The organism is Agrobacterium genomosp. 2 str. CFBP 5494, from assembly GCF_900013495.1.
Lineage (GTDB): Bacteria > Pseudomonadota > Alphaproteobacteria > Rhizobiales > Rhizobiaceae > Agrobacterium > Agrobacterium pusense.
Window position 1 is genome coordinate 1,410,564 of the sequence record NZ_LT009718.1, and the last position, 20,432, is coordinate 1,430,995.

The 20,432-nt window shown below is 60.3% G+C and carries 18 protein-coding genes; 2 read left to right on the top strand and 16 right to left on the bottom strand.

All coding sequences use genetic code 11. The features are described 5' to 3' along the window. Positions 1–59: 59 nt before the first annotated feature. The 6 genes from AGR2A_RS06830 to AGR2A_RS06850 all read right to left on the bottom strand — a co-directional run bounded on the left by AGR2A_RS06830 (position 60) and on the right by AGR2A_RS06850 (position 7,791). Positions 60–1,352, bottom strand: coding sequence for a GGDEF domain-containing response regulator (locus AGR2A_RS06830; protein ID WP_034496256.1), 1,293 nt, complete (start codon positions 1,350–1,352; stop codon positions 60–62). Positions 1,353–1,738: 386 nt separating this feature from the next. Beyond that, positions 1,739–1,870, bottom strand: coding sequence for a hypothetical protein (locus tag AGR2A_RS30000; RefSeq protein ID WP_022555915.1), 132 nt, complete (start codon positions 1,868–1,870; stop codon positions 1,739–1,741). 169 nt (positions 1,871–2,039) lie between these two features. Beyond that, positions 2,040–2,909 (bottom strand): CDP-diacylglycerol--serine O-phosphatidyltransferase, encoded by an 870-nt coding sequence (gene pssA, locus AGR2A_RS06835; protein WP_004440987.1) that lies wholly within the window; start codon positions 2,907–2,909, stop codon positions 2,040–2,042. 24 nt (positions 2,910–2,933) lie between these two features. After that, entirely contained in the window at positions 2,934–3,695 is a 762-nt protein-coding gene (locus tag AGR2A_RS06840; protein WP_153775372.1) for a phosphatidylserine decarboxylase, read from the bottom strand. Between the two features lie 101 nt (positions 3,696–3,796). Beyond that, positions 3,797–5,683, bottom strand: coding sequence for an ABCB family ABC transporter ATP-binding protein/permease (locus AGR2A_RS06845; RefSeq protein WP_037088933.1), 1,887 nt, complete (start codon positions 5,681–5,683; stop codon positions 3,797–3,799). A gap of 110 nt (positions 5,684–5,793) precedes the next feature. Continuing rightward, the gene (locus tag AGR2A_RS06850) at positions 5,794–7,791 is read right to left on the bottom strand and encodes a LysM peptidoglycan-binding domain-containing protein (RefSeq protein WP_072494237.1); all 1,998 of its coding nucleotides are present in this window, start codon (positions 7,789–7,791) and stop codon (positions 5,794–5,796) included. 156 nt (positions 7,792–7,947) lie between these two features. Here AGR2A_RS06850 and AGR2A_RS06855 point away from each other — a divergent pair, with 156 nt between their 5' ends. Both AGR2A_RS06855 and AGR2A_RS06860 read left to right on the top strand, forming a co-directional pair. Next, on the top strand, positions 7,948–8,568 hold the full coding sequence (locus AGR2A_RS06855; protein ID WP_072494238.1) for a TIGR00730 family Rossman fold protein: 621 nt from the start codon (positions 7,948–7,950) through the stop codon (positions 8,566–8,568). A 187-nt stretch (positions 8,569–8,755) separates the two neighbouring features. Beyond that, positions 8,756–10,516: a peptidoglycan D,D-transpeptidase FtsI family protein gene (locus AGR2A_RS06860; RefSeq protein ID WP_072494239.1), complete on the top strand. Its 1,761-nt coding sequence runs from the start codon at positions 8,756–8,758 to the stop codon at positions 10,514–10,516. A gap of 51 nt (positions 10,517–10,567) precedes the next feature. Here AGR2A_RS06860 and rarD read toward each other — a convergent pair whose 3' ends face one another. The 10 genes from rarD to radA form a co-directional block, all read right to left on the bottom strand. After that, the gene (rarD, locus tag AGR2A_RS06865; RefSeq protein ID WP_072494240.1) at positions 10,568–11,476 is read right to left on the bottom strand and encodes an EamA family transporter RarD; all 909 of its coding nucleotides are present in this window, start codon (positions 11,474–11,476) and stop codon (positions 10,568–10,570) included. Between the two features lie 213 nt (positions 11,477–11,689). After that, a complete protein-coding gene (gene pip / locus AGR2A_RS06870; protein ID WP_072494241.1) occupies positions 11,690–12,646 on the bottom strand; it encodes a prolyl aminopeptidase in 957 nt (318 codons plus the stop codon). 3 nt (positions 12,647–12,649) lie between these two features. Then, the gene (locus AGR2A_RS06875; RefSeq protein ID WP_004441005.1) at positions 12,650–13,108 is read right to left on the bottom strand and encodes a GFA family protein; all 459 of its coding nucleotides are present in this window, start codon (positions 13,106–13,108) and stop codon (positions 12,650–12,652) included. Next, entirely contained in the window at positions 13,105–13,581 is a 477-nt protein-coding gene (locus tag AGR2A_RS06880) for a GFA family protein (RefSeq protein ID WP_072494242.1), read from the bottom strand. Before AGR2A_RS06880 ends, AGR2A_RS06875 begins: the two co-directional genes overlap by 4 nt. After that, positions 13,578–13,886, bottom strand: a complete 309-nt coding sequence (locus AGR2A_RS06885) for an endonuclease domain-containing protein (protein WP_234797411.1) — start codon at positions 13,884–13,886, stop codon at positions 13,578–13,580. The genes AGR2A_RS06880 and AGR2A_RS06885 overlap by 4 nt, the downstream gene beginning before the upstream one ends. Positions 13,887–14,216: 330 nt before the next feature. Further along, on the bottom strand, positions 14,217–15,602 hold the full coding sequence (gene cysS, locus AGR2A_RS06895) for a cysteine--tRNA ligase (RefSeq protein WP_072494244.1): 1,386 nt from the start codon (positions 15,600–15,602) through the stop codon (positions 14,217–14,219). A gap of 211 nt (positions 15,603–15,813) precedes the next feature. Continuing rightward, a complete protein-coding gene (locus AGR2A_RS06900; protein ID WP_006700145.1) occupies positions 15,814–16,554 on the bottom strand; it encodes an SDR family NAD(P)-dependent oxidoreductase in 741 nt (246 codons plus the stop codon). Between the two features lie 145 nt (positions 16,555–16,699). Beyond that, the gene (purF, locus tag AGR2A_RS06905) at positions 16,700–18,208 is read right to left on the bottom strand and encodes an amidophosphoribosyltransferase (protein WP_072494245.1); all 1,509 of its coding nucleotides are present in this window, start codon (positions 18,206–18,208) and stop codon (positions 16,700–16,702) included. 138 nt (positions 18,209–18,346) lie between these two features. Then, positions 18,347–18,934, bottom strand: a complete 588-nt coding sequence (locus AGR2A_RS06910) for a CvpA family protein (RefSeq protein WP_072494246.1) — start codon at positions 18,932–18,934, stop codon at positions 18,347–18,349. An 89-nt stretch (positions 18,935–19,023) separates the two neighbouring features. Continuing rightward, positions 19,024–20,430: a DNA repair protein RadA gene (radA, locus tag AGR2A_RS06915; protein ID WP_072494247.1), complete on the bottom strand. Its 1,407-nt coding sequence runs from the start codon at positions 20,428–20,430 to the stop codon at positions 19,024–19,026. Positions 20,431–20,432 lie beyond the last annotated feature (2 nt).

A 20,432-nucleotide genomic window follows, 5' to 3' on the forward strand; every position in this document is an offset into this window, starting at 1 on the left:
CGGCGGGGAGAAGAACAAGCCTCATCCGCTCGCTCCCCATGCCTCAGTTCCGGAGAAACTCAGCCGTTCCGTCCGATCTTCTGCAAACCTTCCTGGATCATGATATCGGAATAGACGCGGTTGCGGCCGTTCGCCTTGGCGAGATAGAGCAGCTGATCGGCGGCATTCAACTGGTTGTCGAAGGGCTCGCCCTTCTCGATCTCTACGACGCCGAGCGAAATCGTCAGTGCGAGGCTGCTGCCGCTCAATTGTCGGCCGCTTTTTTCCACATGGGCGCGTAATTCTTCGCAGAACGCATAGGCGGCGTGGGCATCCAGGCCGCGCAGGAAGACCGCGAATTCCTCGCCGCCCAGACGGGCGGGAATGTGGCGGTGCGCGTCGCACTTGTCATGCAGAAGCTCCGCCAACTTTTTTAGAGCCCGGTCGCCCGCATCGTGCCCCAGCGTGTCGTTGATCTTCTTGAAGTGATCGATGTCGAGGATGGCGACGGCGCCATTTTCGTCATTGTCATTGATAACGTCCATGAGCGCACGGGTGCGCTCGAAAAAGGAGCGGCGGTTTGGCAAGCCTGTCAGATGATCGCGCTCGGCCAGCTCGCGCAGGCGCTTGAGCTGTTTCAGCGTTTCTATGTTGTTGTCGATACGGCACTGCAACTCTTCCGGCACGAAGGGGCGATAGACGAAATCCGACGCGCCCGCTTTCAGGAAGCTTGCAGAAAGCAGCCGGTCCGTGGAGGATGATATGCCGATCACGCGCAGATCCTCCGAGGAGCGGCTGTCGCGAATGCGGCGCGTAAGTTCGTAACCGTCCATATCGGGCATGTGATAATCGGTGATGACGAGCTGGATGGACGGGTCCTGCGCCAGGATTTCCAGCGCGCGATTGCCCGAATGCGCCTCGCTGACCTTGAAGTTCTGCCGTTCCAGAATTTCCACGAGGCCGGAGCGCGCGGTCCGCGCATCATCGACCACCAGAACGGAAAACTGCCTGTTGGTCAAAATCCTGTCGACGGTTTTGACCACCGCGTCGACGGTGCGGTGACCGTCCTTGACGATATAGTCGATGATCTTCTTCTCGGCATAACGCTTGCGGGCCTCCTCATCCACTGTCGCGGTGAAGACGATGGCGGGCACTTTGCGTTCGGAGAGCAGCGCCAGAATTTCACCCTTCGGAGCGTCGGGAAGATTGAGACCCGTCAGCGCCAGCGTGAAATCATGGGCGCGCAGCAGGGTATCGGCCGCGGCCATGCTGTCGCAATGGATCACCTCGGCTTGCGTCTCTTCCGAAAGGCGCGTCTTCAGCAGCATGGACAGAGCAACGGAATCTTCAATCAGAAGGATTTTATCCTGCATGCCGCCCAAGCCCCCCATGGCCGTCTTCATGATGTCTCCACGAAACTTCTTTCTTTCGCCACCGCACGTCACGGTATTGAAAATCTTGGTAACCGCAGAGGAATGAATCTCTAAAGTAGAAAATTTGTAATTTCTCAGTAATTGATGCGAGACTGTCCGTACAGTCGTCTCGTGGAAGTCGAATACTTTAGCATGGTTTTGTTGCAGTCACGTTACACTATAACGGATCGGCTCCATGGTCCGGACCGGAATGGCGCATGACGGCGGCAAAAGAAAACGGCGCCATTCACAGCGCCGTGTTTTGCTCGGTTATCCCGGATTGACCGTCTTCGGTCAGCTGACCTATCACGCGTCGACCTGTCCGATTTAAGAAAAATCGTTTATTTTCAAGCGGTTTTGGCTGCAGGCTTGCGCTTCAACATCAGCGTCGCGGCCGCGACAGCCTTCAGCCCGAGCGGGCGGTAGTGGCTTTTGAGGTCCGGCTTTGCCTGCGGCTGTGCCTTCGTCTCGTTCGTCATTTTCTCTCTCCACAATTCACGCCAAACGCCGTTGCGATGCGTGTGAGCCCCTTCTTTCGCGGCTAATCTTGACGGATTCGAGGCGGAAAACGCGAAGCCGGCCGTTCAGGGTGCGACATTTTGCGCCAGGGCGCAGATAGGTGAAGCAAGAAAAATGACACCTAAGGTTTTAAATGCTGCGATCGAGGCCATTGCCGCCATTTCCGTCGTCATGCGCGTCCTCTTCGATCGTCAGCGTCCCGTATCGGCGGTGCCATAGCCGCGCGCTGATGGGAATGAAGACGAGATAGGCGGCAACGGTGAGAACCAGCACCTCCCAGGTGAAGCTCATCAGCATGGCCACATAGAGAACGACGACGAGGATCATCGGCAGCACGAGATCGCGGCGGATACGGCTTGTGCCTGATTTCCCCGACCAGACCGGGAGGCGGCTGATAAGGAGATAACCGATCAGCACGGTATAGGCGGCAGCGACATAAGCGAATGGCTTGTCCGGCTCGACGCCGAGGAAGCCGAGATAGACCGGCAGCAGCACCAGCATGGCACCCATCGGGGCAGGGACGCCGACGAAAAACTCGTTCTGCCATGGCGCCTTGACCGGCCGTTCGATCATCACGTTGAAGCGCGCCAGGCGCAGACCCGCGGCGATGACATAGATGAGGGCGGCGATCCAACCGATCGACCGTGCCTGATCGAGAAGATAGGCATAGACCACCAGCGCGGGCGCGACACCGAAATTGACGATATCGGCCAGACTATCCATCTGTTCGCCGAATTTGGACGTCGCTTTCATCATGCGGGCGATGCGCCCGTCTATGCCGTCGAGGAAGGCCGCGAGCAGCACCATGCCAACGGCGAGTTCGAAACGCCCTTCGATGGCCAGCCGCACGCCGCTGAGGCCGGCGCAGATGGCCAGAACGGTGATGAGATTGGGAACAAGCAGGCGAAAGGGAATTTCTCTCAGGCGCGGCCCGCGGCCGCTATCCTTTCTGCCCTCATGTTTTCCGTTCTGCGGCGGTTCGGCGATCGGCGTTTCCATGGCGCATGTCTTTCCTGATCGTCATCAGCCGCGGCGGCTGAGGAGCGGACCCTTGGCGGAACCGAACTCTGCCAGCACGGTCTCGCCGGCGATTGCCGTCTGACCCACGGATACACGCGGCTGGAAGCCTTCCGGGAGGAAGATGTCAAGGCGCGAGCCGAAGCGGATAAGGCCGAAACGCTCGCCGGCATCGACGGGCTCGTTTGGCTTGACCCAGCAGACGATGCGCCGAGCGACCATGCCGGCGATCTGCACCACGCCGACCTTGCCATGCGACGTTTCGATGACGAGGCCGTTGCGCTCATTGTCCTCGGAAGCCTTGTCCACCTCGGCATTGAGAAACAGGCCGGGACGGTAGGCAACATTGACGATGCGGCCGCGGACCGGCGAACGGTTCACGTGGCAGTTGAAGACGTTCATGAACACCGAGATGCGCACCATCGGCTCCTTGCCCAGCTCCAGTTCCAGCGGCGGGATGACGGTCTGTACGGCGGAAACCCTGCCATCGGCGGGGCTGATGATCAGGTCGTCATCCTGCGGCGTCACGCGCTCGGGATCGCGGAAGAAATAGGCGCACCAGGCCGTCAGCACCAGGCCGACCCAGAACAGCGGTTCGGCGATCCAGCCGAGCACCAGCGATGCCACGAAGAAAGCGGCTACGAAGACATAACCTTCCTTGTGGATCGGTACGATGGTGTTGCGAATGGTGTCGAACAGATTCATATGGTTCCTTGCTCCGGTTTTGTCTGTCGCGTCTATATGTGGTCGTGATACGACATGATCCATACGGACGTGCGACAAATTTTGCCTAGCTGGTTACAGCCAAACGGACCGCCCGGCAATGGTCCCCTTGCCATGCGGGGGCCGTTATCAGGCGTTTATGCGCCTCAATGCGCTGGTTCGCCGCGGTCCACGACACCGAGATCGTCGGTTTCGCGAACATGGCGCAGCATCTCTTCGGCCCGGATAGCTTCGCGCTGGCGGCTCCACATCGAGGCGTAAAGACCGTTCTGGGCCATCAGGGATGTATGCGTGCCGCGCTCCGCGATCAGCCCTTCCTTCAGCACGATGATTTCATCTGCGCCGATCACCGTCGAGAGCCGGTGGGCGATGACCAGTGTGGTGCGGTTTTTCGAAACGATATCAAGCGCGCTCTGGATTTCCTGCTCCGTATGCGTATCGAGCGCCGAGGTCGCCTCGTCGAGGATCAGGATCGGCGGTGCCTTGAGGATCGTCCGGGCAATCGCCACACGCTGCTTTTCGCCACCGGAGAGCTTCAGCCCGCGCTCCCCGACCATGGTGGCGTAGCCATCCGGAAGCTTTCCGATGAAGGCGCTGATCTGGGCTGCATCCGCTGCCGCCGTGATGTCTTCGTCATTCGCCGAAGGGCGACCGTAACGGATATTGTAGGCCAGTGTATCGTTGAACAGCACCGTATCCTGCGGAACCATGCCGATGACGGAACGGAGGCTCTTTTGCGTCACGTCGCGGACATCCTGCCCGTCAATCGTGATCGCCCCTTCCTGGATATCGTAGAAACGGTAGAGCAGCCGCGAGATCGTTGATTTTCCTGCACCCGAAGGCCCGACAATGGCAACTGTCTTGCCCGCCGGCACGTCGAAGGAAATGCCCTTCAGGATCGGTCTCTCGGCATCATAGGCAAAATGCACGTCGCGGAACGAGATCGCGCCGGGACCGGCGGCGAGCGGCGTCGCACCCGGCCTGTCGGTAACCTCGGCTTCCACTTCCAGAAGCTCGAACATCTGCTCGATATCGGCGAGGCCCTGGCGGATTTCGCGATAGACGAAACCGATGAAATTGAGCGGCACGGAAAGCTGCAGCAAAAGTGCATTGATGAAGACGAAATCACCGATCGTCTGTTCGCCGCGCTGCACGGCAAGCGCCGACATCACCATCATGACGGTGGAGCCAAGGCCGAAAATCACACCCTGACCGAAGTTCAGCCAGCCGAGCGAGGTCCAGATCGAGATCGCCGATTTTTCGTAACGCGCCATTGCGACATCGAAGCGCTGCGCCTCCATCTCTTCATTGCCGAAATATTTGACGGTCTCGAAATTCAGCAGCGAGTCGATTGCCTTGGTATTGGCATCGGTGTCGCTGTCGTTCATCGCGCGGCGGATGGAGATTCGCCAGTTGCTGGCCCGGACAGTGAACCAGATATAGGCCCAGACGGTGATGACCGTGACGAGAACGTAGGAAAAGCCGTAGGACGCCCAGAAGATGATTGCCGTCAGCAGGAATTCGATGAAGGTCGGCGCGGTGTTGAGGATGGTGAAGCGGACAATGGTTTCGATGCCCTTGGTGCCACGCTCGATAACCCGCGAGAGCCCGCCGGTCTTGCGCTCCAGATGGAAGCGCAGCGAAAGCCGGTGCATGTGTACGAATGTTCTGTAGGCCAGCTGGCGGACCGCGTGCTGACCGACGCTGGCGAAAAGCGAATCGCGCAGCTGGTTAAGCCCGACCTGTATCAGCCGCGTCAGATTATAGGCGATGACAAGGGCGACCGCGCCCAACAGGAAGGCCGGGACCAGCCCCGCCATATCGAGCTTGCCATTCAGCGCGTCCGTCGCCCATTTGAAGAAATAGGGGACGGAGATGAGAACCAGCTTGGCGACAACAAGGTATACGGTGGCCCAGACCACCCGCATCTTCAGATCCCACCGCCCCTCCGGCCACATATATGGCCAGAGATTGATCAGCGTCTGGGTGGGATTGCTGGAATCCGCAGAAATGGTTTTTTTCTTCGTGGCCATCATACTCTCCGGTCACTGCCGGAAGCCGACAGCATGACGGCGGCTTTGGTCAAGCCGCCGCGCGCGTCACAGATAGGATCGTTGCGGATTTACCGCAACGGTTCAGTTGCTCAAGAGCCACCTTTCAGCCGCTTGCGGTGAAGTTCTTCCGCATTCGGCAGCGCCTCTTTCGGCACGCCGAAAATCTGGCCGGGCTCGATCAGGTCAGGGTTTTTGATCTGGTCCTCATTGGCGAGATAGATCGTGGTATAACGGACGCCCTGGCCATAGACGCGGCGCGAAATCTGCCACAGCGTGTCACCACGGCGGATGATGACGCTGTTCTGGCTTTCGGCCAGCGGCGCCTGCTCGAAGGTCTGCGGACCGGCTGGCGCCTGTGGCGTGGGAGCGGGCGGCGCGGTGATGTGGAGTTCGGCAAGCCTGCTGGCCAGCGAAGCCAGCCCCTTGCCGATTGCCGCCACGTCATTCGGCCAGGCTTCGACCGATGTCAGCAGCTGGCGCGCCTTGGCGGCGATGTCGCCGGCGAAGGCTGTGAAGTCCGGCTCGGTGGCTGCCGCGGTGCGGAACTCCGAAAGCGATTTCAGCGCAATCACCACGGCGGAGCGGCCGGCTATTGCCTGATCGAGCGCCGGTGTCGGCTGGTCCCTGTAGAGATTGGAGAGGATGCCAAAGGCCTTGGCGACATCGGTGCGCAGCTTTTCGAAAGCGGCGCGGTCGCTCGCCGTGCTCTGGTTTTCGACCGGCGCTGCAGTCGTGGCCGCTGACGAAGAACCAGACGGCGTCTGCATCGCGACGGTTGCCTGGTCGGTCTGCGGCCTTTCGAACGGAACGCGCACGCGCACTTTCGCGGTGCCGTCGTCATTCAGCTCCTCGACGGTGATGATGTGGCTGCCAACGGCGAGATCGACGTCACCTTCGATGACAAAATGCCCGGAGGCTTCTGTCGTGGCCTTGCCGATTTCCCTGTCATCGACCAGCGCGCGAACCGTCGAACCGGCGGGCGCGGAACCCGCGACAAAAATCTTCGATCCCTCGAACTCGACGGCAGTGACCTGGACGCTCGACGTCAACGGAGCGGCGGCAGCGGCCGCGCCGGCAAGCGGTACGGAGGCAGCATTGGCGTTGGTCGCAGCCGTTGCCGCAGGCTGTTGTGATGGCGGTTGCGGCTTAAGCGCCGGAGGGGCCGCCTCCGGCATGGCGAGGACCCGGCTTGCCTTGCCGGGCTTTGAAACCATGGCCAGAAGCTCGCCGGCCTTGCCTTCCGGAACGGAAACCGTCGCCACTTCCTCAGACTGCGTCGCCTTGCCGGCGGTATCGGTCGAACGAAGCACCAGTTCATGGTCGCCGGGCGGCAGGGGATTGTCGAAAACGGCTGCGAAATCGCCGGATCCGTCGATCGTTGTCTGGGCGACGACCTTGCCGTTGCTCAGGATTTCAAGTTTCGCACCCGGCTGCGCCTTGCCGGCAACAACCGCCGAACCATCAGGCTCGACGCGCAGGATGTCGAAAGTCGGCGCGCCGGAAGAGGTCTGCGCGGCATCGGCTGGCGCCGCCGCCGGCTTCGCCGCTTCGGGCGCGCCATCGTCGGTGCCGGCGAAGACGCCCGCGAGACGACGCACCTGCGCCGCCGCTGCCGCCGCATTGTCAGGCAGGCCGCGCAGGAAGGCCGTGGTGCGCTCGGCGGCGGTGCGGGCCGTGGTGATGAGCCGCGACGTCGTTTCATCCAGCGACTCGGGAATTTCGATATTCGTCAGTTCCTTGAGCGAGGTCTCGACCTTCTTGCGCGCCGCTGCGAAATCGGCGTCGGAGGGAACCTTGCTGTCGGCGAAAAGCGTGGTCAGATCCTTGATCGACTGTGTGGCGGAAGCCGCCAGACGGCCGACCTTGTCGGCAATATTGGCGGTTTCTTCTGCCGCATCGGACAGGATGTCGCCCGCCTTGTCGGCGCCCATTTCCACGCTGTTCTTCACGGCGTTGCCCGCCTCGTTGATGGCGTCGCCGATCGGCTTGCCGTCGTTTGAAATCCGCGGCAGGACGAAAAAGATCATGAGCAGGGATGCAATCCCCAACACGATCAGCGCCAGCAAACCGGCTTTATTGTTTTTCATCCTGGGTGCTCCGGATAATTCAAGCTTTTCACACGAGTTGAGATTGCTAGCGTCTTACCTAGCGCCAGACAAGCGGTGAGTGGCCAAAAGGCCATATTTGCAAGGGATTTCCCAAATTTTCTTGACGTGCCGCATCGCACATAGTTCCTTCCCTTCATGACGGACAAAAATACAGCGATTCGATCCATCTGCGTTTATTGCGGCTCCCAGCCCGGACGTGATCCCGCCCACATGGAAGCAGGCCGTGCGCTTGGGAAATCCATTGCCGAAAACGGCATTCGCCTGATTTATGGTGGCGGCACCAAGGGCATCATGGGCGCAGTTGCCAGCGGCGTTCTTTCCAATGGCGGCGAAGTGACGGGCATCATACCGGAATTTCTGGTCGATATGGAGGCAACACGCCATTCTCTCGGACAATTGAACGAGCTTGTCATCACAAAGGACATGCACGAGCGCAAACACATGATGTTCGAGCGCTCGGATGCTTTCGTCACCCTGCCGGGCGGTGTCGGCACGCTGGAAGAGATCGTCGAGATCATGACCTGGGCGCAGCTCGGCCGTCACGCGAAGCCAATGGTCTTTGCCAATATCAACGGTTTCTGGAACCCGATGCTGGAACTCGTGCAACATATGCGCGACCAGGGCTTCATCCACCGCGCGCATCTTCTCAACCCGCTCATCATTGACGAGGTGAAGGACATCGTGCCCGCCATCATCGACCGCGCGCTGGCGCAGCAGAACCCTGAAGGCGATCCTTCGGTGATTTCGCGCCTGTAGGCCCGGCGATTGTTAACGGCCGCTCGGGCGGCTCGTTACAATTTTAAATGTATATTAATATAGATTTAACGGCGGCATCCTTCCGCCCGTCCTTTTCGTGGCCCGGCGAGTGATCCTGTGTCACCGTTTCCCAGGCGTTGGTTATCGCGGAATTTTGCTCCGCCGCCTCGGGTGGGTGTCATCGGCAATGATTGCTTTCGTGATGCGGCTGAAGAGCCGGACGCATTTCATTATCAAGAGAAACCCGCTGCGGGGCAGGGAGGTCGTCTTCGGTTCGGTCGCCCGCCGCCGGGCGGAGGCAAAGACGCGGCTTGCGATCATCATCGCTGTCTTCATTACGATTTACGCCGCCGCCGCGGCGCGCCTCGTTCAATATGGGCTCGCCGAACCCGTTTCCACCGCATGGATCAACACGGGCGTCAACGCCATCGCCTCACGGCCTGACATCGTCGACCGCAACGGCACGCTTCTAGCGACCGATCTCAACATGGTATCGCTTTATGCGGATCCGCGCAGGATCGTCGATCCGGACGAGGTGGTGGAAAAACTCGCGACCGTTATTCCCAATCTGGACTGGCGCGAGACGCATCGTAGATTGCGTTCGGATACAGGCTTCCAGTGGTTGCGACGCCAGCTGACGCCGCGGCAGCAGGCGGATATTCTCAATCTCGGCATACCGGGCATCGGTTTCCGTCCGGAAAAACGGCGGTTTTATCCGGGCGGCCCAACCGCTTCGCATATTATCGGCCACGTCAATGTCGACAATCAGGGTCTCGCCGGTATGGAGCGTTACCTGGACCAGCAGGGGCTGGCCGATCTGCGCGCTGTGGGTCTTGCCAGCGGCACGCCACTGGAACCGGTGCGGCTGTCCATCGATCTCAGAGTACAGAACATCGTTCGCGACGTGGTCGTGAAGGCGAAAAGTGCCTATCAGGCCGAAGCCGCCGGCTCGGTGATCGTGGATGTGGAGACGGGCGAAGTGCTGGCCATGGCTTCCGTCCCGGATTACGATCCGAACGAACCTTCCCGCACCCTCGCTGATGGCAGCGTCGACAAGGAGTATGAAAAAGGCTGGTTCAACAGGATGAGCAACGCCACCTTCGAGATGGGCTCCACATTCAAGAGCTTCACGCTCGCCATGGGTCTGGATGCCGGGGCGATTACGCTCAATTCGGTGGTGGATGCGTCGCGGCCGATCCGCATGGGCGGCTTCACCATCAGGGATTTCAAGGGAAGAAACCGGCCGCTCTCCATTCCGGAAGTGTTTCAATTTTCATCGAATATCGGCACGGCGGCGGTGGCTGACAGGGTCGGTGTCGAGGGCCATCAACAATTCCTGACGAAGCTTGGTCTGCTGACCAGAATGGACACGGAAATGCCCGGCGTTGCCACGCCGACCCAGCCGAGAAACTGGAAGAAGATCAATTCCGTCACCATCTCCTTCGGCCATGGCGTTGCTACCACTCCGTTGCAGACGGCGGTGGCCGCTGCAGCCCTTATCAATGGCGGAAGCCTGATCTCTCCGACCTTCCTGCCGCGTTCGAAAGAGGCTGCGGCATCGCTCGCGCGCAGCGTCATCAACGACAGGACGAGCGCCGACATGCGTTACCTGTTCAACTGGAACGGCATCAAGGGTTCCGGCCGTGGCGCACAGGTGGAGGGGTTTCATGTCGGCGGCAAGACGGGGACGGCAGACAAGGTGATCAATGGCCGTTACGCCAAGGACATCAATTTCAACGCCTTCGTGGCCGGTTTTCCCATGCACAAGCCGAAATATGTCGTGCTGACCATGATCGATGCGCCAAGGACCGGCGTGAACGGCGGCCGCACGGCAGCCTCGACAGCGGCCCCCATGACGCGCGAGATCATCGCCCAGACGGCGGGCCTTCTCGGTGTCAAACCGCGCTTCGGCTATGAGGGAAACCCGCAATTGCTGGTGGATTACTGACGCCTGGTTACCTCACTCCTGTTCAGGGAGCAGGAGTGAGAAAGGATTTGGTCATCGCTTGAGCCGCAGCAGGCTTGAGCCGGTGTAGATCGCAAGCGCCACCCAGATCATTGCGAAAGCCGCCAGACGCACCATGTCGAACGGCTCCTTGAAGACGAAAATGGCTATCAGGAAGATCATCGTCGGCGCGATATATTGCATGATGCCGATGGTGGAGAGCTTCAGCAGTTTCGCACCATTGCCATAGAGAATGAGGGGAACGGCGGTGATGAGACCGCTTGCCGCCAGAAGCCAGGTATCGGCGGAATTGCCGCCCATGAAATGCGCCTGTCCGCTGAACGCAAGCCAGATCATGACCAGCACGGCGGGAATAGACAGCAGCATGACTTCCAGCAGGAAGCCCTGCGTCGCGCCTATGGGCAGGGTTTTGCGGAAAAAGGCGTAAAAGCCCCAGGAAACGGTGAGCGCTATGGAAACCCACGGCAGGCTGCCCGCATGCCAGGTGAGGATGGCCACCGCAACCGCCACGAGGCTGATGGCGGCGATCTGCGCCGGATAGAGTTTTTCCTTCAGCAGTACGGCACCGAGGAAGATGCTGAACAGCGGATTGATGAAATAGCCGAGCGCGGCATCAAGTGCGCGGCCCGCGCCGATCGACCAGATGTAGACGCCCCAGTTGATGCTGATGAGCGCAGCCGTAAGACTCGCCATCGCAAGCATCTTCGAACTCCTCAGCGCCGTACGGATTTCAGCCGTGCGCCCGAGCACGATCAGCACCACCGCTGCGATCGGCACCGACCAGACGACGCGATGCACGATGACCTCGATCGGTGAAATATGTGCAACCGCCTTCATGTAGAAGGGCAGGAAACCCCACAAAAGATATGCGGAAAGCGCGAAAGCAAAACCGCGCGCGCTGTCGCCGCCCTCTTGGGCTGGAAGCGTTTTGTCGAGTGCCATGGGAGTACCGCCAATTGTTCGGATGGCGTTTTATAACGGATCGGCACAATGGCGGCCAATTCATTTCCGTGAAGGGTTCATGAGAAAAACTGCATGAATAAAAGGCGTTTTGCCTTTCAAACGTGCTGATCAGCGCCGGGTAGATGATCCCCGCAGGAAACCCCTGCGTGAATCATCATCTTATCCTGCCGCCACAACGTGCTGAAATAAATACTATTTCCCGGCAAAACGGTCGTTGGCGCGGATCAGCTGGTCGAGAATGCCGGGCTCGCTCATCGCATGTCCCGCGGCCTCGATAATGTGGAAATCCGCGTCTGGCCAGGCCTTGGCCAGCTGCCAGGCATATTTCAGCGGGCAGGGCATGTCGTAACGTCCATGCACGATGACACCGGGAATATTCCTGAGCTTGCCGGCATCGCGCAGCAATTGTCCTTCCTCAAGCCAGCCGCCATTAACGAAGAAGTGGTTTTCGATGCGGGCGAAGGCAATCGCGTATTTGTCTTCACCGAAATCCTCGACGCGGTCGGGATCGGTGACGAGTGCAATGGTCGCGCCCTCCCATTGGCTCCATGCTTTCGCGCATTCCAGCTTCTTCGTTTCGTCAGTGCCTGTGAGATAGCGATTATAGGCCTGCATCATCTCGCCGCGTTCGGATTCGGGAATGGGTGCGATGAATTTTTCCCATTGATCCGGATAGATTTCAGAGACGCCGAACTGGTAGTACCAGTCGAGTTCCGGCCGGGTGACGGTGTAGATACCGCGCAGGACCAGTTCGCTGACGCGGTCCGGATGGGTTTCGGCATAGGCGAGCGCCAGCGTCGAACCCCAGGAGCCGCCGAACACCAGCCATTTCTCGAAGCCGCAGAGTTCACGCAGCCGTTCAATATCGGCAACCAGATGCCATGTGGTGTTGGCTTCGAGTTCCGCGTGTGGCGTGGAGCGACCGCAGCCGCGCTGATCGAACAGGATGACATCGTAAAGATCGGGATCGAATACCCGGCGATGGGTGGGATTTACCCCGCCGCCCGGGCCCCCGTGCAGGAAGACCGCCGGCTTAGCGCCGCGTGTGCCCACCCGCTCCCAATAGATCGTGTGGCCGTCACCCACGTCGAGCATGCCGGTCTCGAAGGGTTCGATGTCTGGATAAAAGCCGCGCAGTTCTTCAGTCATGTTTTATCGTTCCTCAGGCGGCCATTCGGCCGTGTCATGATCCGGATGTTGGTAGGAGGTGATCTCGGCCTCATCGACGCCCTGTTCGACTGCCGGTTTGGCGAACAGCTGCTCGATCCACGGCATACGCTTGTGGATGTTCACCTGCACCTGCGGCTCTATCTTCTCGGGATGGTCGAAAGCGCCGATCGCGATCTCCACGCCGCCGGGATAATGATAGGTCAGCGGTGTGCCGCACTTGTTGCAGAAACCGCGATGGATTTTCTGCGACGAGCGGAAGAGGGCAGGCTGGCCGCGTGTCCAGGTCAGATGTGCCTGATCGGCAGTCACAAGTGCGCCAAAGAAATTGCCGAAATGTTTCTGGCACATGCGGCAGTGGCAGATGGAGGCCCTGCCGAGCTTGCCCGCATGGAACCGCACGGCGCCGCACTGGCAGCCGCCGGAAAAACCCGTTTCGCTCATTGTCTGTTCTCCGGTGGCCAGTTTTCGGTGTCGTGGTCGGGGTGCTGATAGGAAACGAGATTGGCAAGGTAGTCCACCTGCGTCAGGTCGTCCTCGGTCGCAACGGCGGGCAGGGTGTGGAGGTTGTCGACAAAATCGATCTTCCGTTCCACGCCCCACTGGATGGTTGGCGGCAGCGCGGCGGGATCGTCGAAGGCGCCGGCCGCCACCGCAATGCCATCCGGAGCCTCATAGGTTAGCGGCGTGCCGCATTCGGGGCAAAAGCCGCGCTTCACGACGCTGGAGGACTGGAAGCGTTTCGGCTCGCCGCGCGTCCATGTGAACTCCACATTGCGAACTGAAACCAGTGGCGCGTAATAAGCCCCGAAAGCCTTCTGGCACATGCGGCAATGGCAAATGGAACTGTCTTTCAGGTCGCCAGTGGCGCGAAAACGGACCGCGCCGCATTGGCATCCGCCGGTATATGTCGTCATCTTCGGTCCTCCCGGATCGTTCTGATAATGTGGAGACAGACATTATCTAAGTCTGTGAGGACCTCGTGGTTCCAGAAGCGGAGGATGGTCCAGCCGAGTTCCTCGAGTGTTCGTGTTCTTCTCTTGTCGTACTCTGCCGCAGAGTCTTCCGCGTGCTGAAACCCATCCAGTTCGACAATGATCTTATGCGACGGGCAGGCGAAATCAACGATATATCCGGCAACTGGGAGTTGGCGTCTGAAAGAGAGACCGTCAAGGCGATGAGCACGGATGGCGTTCCAGAACTTTAGTTCAGCGTCGGTCATGACCTTACGCATTTCGCGGGCATGCTGCCGGTTTTGGGGTGCGACCTTAGCATGGGGCATGATGCGCTCGCAGCTTGATGGGGTGCCGCGAGATTGGAGCACGGCGTGTGGGAAAGCAAGGGTGTGTCGTGGGGCTTTACCCCCCTCTGCCCTGCCGGGCATCTCCCCCTCAAGGGGGGAGATCAGCAGGGGTCACTACCGCACCCAATACGCAAACGTTGAGATAGGCAACGCCTAGCGGCGAGTCGATCTCCCCCTTGAGGGGGAGATGCCCGGCAGGGCAGAGGGGGGTAAACCGCAAGCCGCAGCCTCAAGCGCTGGACGCAAGCCCTACCGCTTCAACTCCCAGGTCGTCGTCCGCTCCCCGGTCTCCTTGTCCTTGCCATCCTTCAACTGAATGCCCTTCTCCGAAAGCTCATCGCGCAACCGATCGGCCTCTGCAAAGTTCTTCGCCTTCAGCATTTCCAGACGCAATTCCACCAGAGCGTTGACCGCCGAAACGATGGCCTCGTCCATTTCAGTTTTCTTCGGCAGCACGCCCAAGAGGGCAGCACTCGCCGCGAAGGCCGGCAGCTTGGATGGGTCCACATTGGCCGCGTGCGCCAATGCGTGCAGCGCCTGCACGGCCGCAACGGTGTTGAGATCGTCGGCAAGCGCCTCGAGCACGGTTTCATCCGGCGCGGCATCGGAGGCTTCCGCCGCTGGCCATTTGGCGAGCAGGCGTTCGGCCTCTTCCAGACGCTTTACCGAAAAATCGATCGGCTCTCTATAATGCGTCATCAGCATCGCAAGACGCAGAACCTCGCCCGGCCATTTCCGGCCGCCGAATTTCTCCGTGTGCAGCAATTCATAGATCGTCACGAAGTTGCCCTCGGACTTCGACATCTTGCGGCCTTCCACCTGCACAAAGCCGTTATGCATCCACACGTTCGCCATGACATGCGTGCCGTGCGCGCAACGGGACTGGGCGATTTCGTTCTCGTGATGTGGGAAGATGAGGTCGAGCCCGCCGCCGTGAATGTCGAAAACGTCACCGAGGTAGCGGCCGGACATCGCGGAGCATTCGATATGCCAGCCGGGACGGCCGCGGCCCCAAGGGCTTTCCCAGCCGGGCTCGTTGTGGGAGGAAAGCTTCCACAGCACGAAATCGCCGGGGTTCTTCTTGTGGGCATCCACCGCCACGCGCGCGCCCGCCTGCTGCTCGTCCAGCGGACGCTTCGAAAGCTGCCCGTAATCCGGCATGGAGCGAGTGTCGAACAAGACCTCGCCACCGGCCGCATAGGCGTGGCCGCGTGCGATCAGTTTCTCGATGATGTCGATCATCTGTGCGATATTGTCGGTCGCGCGCGGTTCGACACTTGGCTGAAGGCAGCCCAGTGCCGCGACGTCCGCATGGAACTGGTCAGCCGTCTTTTCCGTCACGGCGTGGATGGCATCGTTGAGCGGCAGATGCGGATAGTCCCGCAGCGCCCGCGCATTGATCTTGTCATCAACGTCAGTGATGTTGCGGGCATAGGTGACGTGATTTTCGCCATAGACATGGCGCAGCAGCCGGAAGAGAACATCGAACACGATGACGGGTCGCGCGTTGCCGATATGGGCGAAATCATAGACCGTCGGGCCGCAGACATACATGCGCACGTTTTCAGGATCGATGGGCGCAAATTCCGCCTTTTCGCGGGTCAGCGTGTTGTGAAGTTTCAGGCGCAAGGACATGCGGCAATTCCCTAGAGGCAGTCAGTTGTCCTGACCGGGCCGTTTGTCTGTAAGACCTTGCGGGAGACGAAAACGAGCCGGCCGGTGGCGAACCAGCAAAATTATTTCAGCAGCAGGTGCAGATCGTCGTTTTCATGACTTGCGTTATGGCGCGGCGGTCATGCGCGGTCAAGCGTTTCTCTCGTGACGTTGGCTGACCCGCCGACCGGCATCACTCCGGCGGACGGTAATCCACGAACCGGTTTTCCCGGACCAGGAAGAGCTTGCCGGTCTCTTTGAGATCGGGCGAAGCAAGCGGCAGGATGGCTGCGGCCACCTCTGACGGATGCGGCACGGTGGCGGGATCTTCGCCGGGCATGGCCTGCGCGCGCATTGCCGTGCGCGTGGCGCCGGGATTGATGCTGTTGACGCGAAGCGCGCTCTTCTGCGTCTCCGCCGCCCAGGTGCGGGCAAGTGCTTCCACAGCTGCCTTGGAGGTGGAGTAGACGCCCCAGAAGGGACGACAGCTATGAGCGGCACCCGAGGACAGGATCAATGCCCGACCGGCGTCAGATTTGAGAAGCAGCGGCTCGACCGAGCGGATCAGCCGCCAGGTGGCGGTGACGTTGATGGTCATGACCCTTTCGAAAACCTTTGCCTCGATATGGCCGACCGGCGAGATGACGCCGAGGACACCGGCATTGGCGACCAGAATATCCAGCTTGCCCCAGCGCTCGTAGATATTGGCGCCCAGCGCATCGATGGCTTTCATGTCGGAGAGATCGAAGGGAACCAGCGTCGCGGTGCCGCCGACGGCCTTGATGGCGTCGTCCAGTTCCTCAAGGCCGCCCACCGTGCGGGCGCAGGCGATGACATGCGCGCCGGCCCTGGCCAGCTCCAGCGCGGTGAAATAGCCGATGCCGCGCGACGCGCCGGTGACGAGAGCAATGCGGCCCTTGAGATCGATAGTCATGGTCTCCCCCGAAATGATTGCGCTTCCTTGTACGAAGCCGCAGCCGCCTGCTGCAAGCAATTAAATTGCCGCAGCTCGCGGGCTGATAAAAGGCAAGAAAAAAGCGGCCACCGGAGACCGGTGGCCGCTTGTTCTGTCGGGATTATCAGCCGTTGCTGGCCAGCATGGAAATCTTGCTGCCCATCGCCTCGCCGTTCTTGTCGAGGAGGCGGGTCGGATAATCGCCGGTGAAATAGTGGTCGGTGAACTGCGGCCGCGCCGGATTGCGGTTTTCACCGCCCACCGCGCGATAAAGCCCGTCTATCGACAGGAACGCCAGCGAATCGGCGCCGATATATTTCGCCATCGCCTCGACATCCGCATACTGGTTCGCCAGCAGCTTGTCGGCATCAGGCGTGTCGATGCCGTAGAAATCCGGATGGAAGATCATCGGGCTGGCAACGCGGATATGCACTTCCTTGGCGCCGGCCTCGCGGATCATCTGCACGATCTTGACCGAGGTCGTGCCGCGCACGATGGAATCGTCCACCAGCACCACGCGCTTGCCTTCGATCATCGCCCGATTGGCGGAATGCTTGAGCTTGACACCGAAGGCGCGGATCTGCTGGGTCGGCTCGATGAAGGTGCGGCCGACATAATGGTTGCGGATGATACCGTATTCGAAGGGAATGCCGCTCTCCTGCGCAAAACCGAGCGCTGCCGGCGTGCCGCCATCGGGAACCGGAACCACGACGTCGGCGTCGAGCGGCGCTTCCTTGGCAAGGTTCATGCCCATGTTCTTGCGCGTCGTGTAGACGTTGCGGCCGCCAACGACGGAATCGGGGCGGGCGAAATAGACATATTCGAACAGGCAGAGACGCTCCGGCTGCGGCTTCGACGGCTTGCGCGCATCGATGGTGATCGAACCGTCAGGCTGGATCTCGCAGATGATGACTTCGCCGTTTTCAACGTCGCGCACGAATTTCGCGCCGATGATATCGAGAGCACAGGTCTCCGAACAGAAGATCGGCTTGCCGTCCAGCTCGCCCATGACCAGCGGGCGGATACCGATCGGGTCACGCGCGGCAATCAGCTTGGTGCGGGTCATCGCCAGCATCGAATAACCGCCTTCCATCTGCCTGATGGCATCGATGAAACGGTCGGCGGTGGAGGAATGACGGGAGCGGGCGATGAGGTGCAGCACGACTTCGGTATCCGAGGTCGACTGACAGATGGCGCCCGTCGCAATGATCTGGCGGCGCAGCGTCAGGCCGTTGGTGAAGTTGCCGTTATGGGCAATCGAAATACCGCCTTCTTCCAGTTCGGCAAACAGCGGCTGTACGTTGCGCATCGCCACTTCGCCCGTGGTGGAATAACGGGTGTGGCCGATGGCGATGGAGCCGGGCAGGCGGGCAAGCGTTGCCGGATCGGTGTAATGATCGCCGACGAGGCCCATATGGCGTTCCTGATGGAAGCGCTTGCCATCGAAGGAGACGATGCCGGCTGCTTCCTGGCCGCGATGCTGCAGGGCATGCAGGCCGAGCGCGGTCAGCGCCGAGGCGTCGGCATGGCCGAGAATGCCGAAAACGCCGCATTCTTCATGCAGCGTATCGCCGTCGATCTCTTCCTTGAAAGTGGCCTCAGGAAACTTGGAATGCGAAAGCGGCTCAATCATGCGGCTTGCCCTTGCTCTCTACCGAGAAAAAAGAAAGACCTCGCCGGCGAGTATCTCTCCCGGTCGGTCCGTCTGTGTCGTGCTTGATATTTAGCACAAATAGCGCGCCTTGCATGCATTGCAAGACGCGACACTGTGTCAATTATTCGTTGCCGGCAGATTTGTTGCCGGCACATCTTCGGCAGGCGCCTGCGTGGTCGTCTGTTCCTGCGGTTTTCCAAGGATGCGAGCGCGAATCTGCGGCTCGATATCGTCAGGCAGAACCGCCTCCAGCTTGCCAACCAGCCCGTCAAGGAAGGGCTTGGACTTCGCCTGCGTCACCCATTCCGGCTGCGTCTTCACATCCACCAGCCAGTTCCAGAAGGCGACCGCAACCACTAGAAGCAGGATGCCGCGCGCCGCGCCGAACAGGAAGCCCAGCGTGCGATCCAGTGCGCCGATGCGGCTGTCGATGATGAAATCGGCAATACGCGAGGTGATGAAGGAAATCACGATCAGCGAGACGAGGAAAACGACGCCCGCCGAACCGGCAATGGCGATCTTGTCGTCATCGGTATAGTTGCGCGCATAGGGCAGCAGGACCGGATAAAGATAATAGGCGGCGGCGACCGAACCGGCCCAGCTCGCAATCGACAGGATTTCGCGGGAAAAACCGCGGACCATCGCGAGAATGGCGGAGAAAAGAACAACGGCGATGACGATGCCGTCGAAAATTGTAATGGGCATATACCAACTCCGGAGGTGCGACGCCCTGTCAGGCGCTGCCTTGCCAATTTTGCGATCCTCTTACACCACTGTTTCCTTTGGCGAAAGGATCAATATTCGTAGTCCTCAACCTGTTTGAACCGGTTGCCGGAGCCGGCGATGCGGGCCACGAGGTCCGGAAGGCTTTCGATTTCCGTCCAGCGCCCCTTGCCGCCTTTCGGCAATTCAGCCGAAGCAGAAGGCAGAAGTGCGGCGGAAAAGCCGAGTTTTTCAGCTTCTTTCAATCGCTGGCCCGTATGCGAGACCGGGCGCACCGCGCCCGACAGGCTGATTTCGCCGAAATAGACGCAATCGGCGGGCAGGGCAAGACCGGCAAGCGAGGAAACCAGCGCAGAAGCAATAGCCATATCGGCGGCCGGCTCGGAAATCCGGTAGCCTCCGGCGACGTTGAGATAGACATCGTGCTGACCGAGCTTCACGCCGCAATGGGCCTCCAATACCGCGAGAATCATGGCGAGTCGCGACGAATCCCAGCCGACCACCGCGCGGCGCGGTGTACCGAGCGAGGTTGGCGCGACCAGCGCCTGCACTTCAACGAGCACGGGGCGTGTCCCCTCGATGCCGGCAAAAACCGCAGCGCCCGGTGATTTTTCGTTGCGTTCTCCCAGAAACAGTTCGGATGGATTGGACACTTCCCTGAGGCCGCGATCCGACATTTCGAACACGCCGATTTCATCGGTCGGCCCGAAGCGGTTCTTGACGGTTCGAAGGATGCGGTAATGGTGGCCGCGGTCACCTTCGAAATAAAGGACGGCATCGACCATGTGCTCCACCACGCGCGGGCCAGCGATCTGGCCTTCCTTGGTGACATGGCCGACAAGCACCATGGTCGCGCCTGTCTGCTTGGCGAAACGGATCATCGCCTGCACGCCGGTGCGCACCTGTGTCACCGTGCCGGGGGCGGAATCGGCGGTATCGCTCCACAATGTCTGGATGGAATCGATGATGACGAGATCGGGCCGCTTGCCTTCGGAAATCGTCGCCAGAATATCCTCGACATTGGTTTCCGCCGCCAGAAGCACATCGGTTTCCGCAGCCCCCAGACGTTGCGCACGCAGACGCACCTGCGCCACCGCCTCTTCGCCGGAGACATAGATGATGCGATGGCCGCGCCGCGAAAGGGCGGCGGCCGCCTGCATGAGGAGCGTCGATTTGCCGATGCCGGGATCCCCACCGATCAGAACGGCCGAACCGCGCACGAAACCGCCGCCGGTCGCCCGATCAAGTTCGCTGATGCCGGTCGGGATGCGGGGGGCTTCTTCGATTTCACCGGAAAGCGAGGTGAGTGTGACTGGCCGGCCCTTCTTGGGAGCCTTGCCCGGGCCGGATCCGATGCCGCCCATCGGGTCTTCCTCGACGATGGTATTCCACTCGCCGCAGCCTTCGCATTTTCCCGCCCATCGGGTATGAACCGTGCCGCAGTTCTGGCACACGAATTGAGTCTTGGCTTTGGCCATCT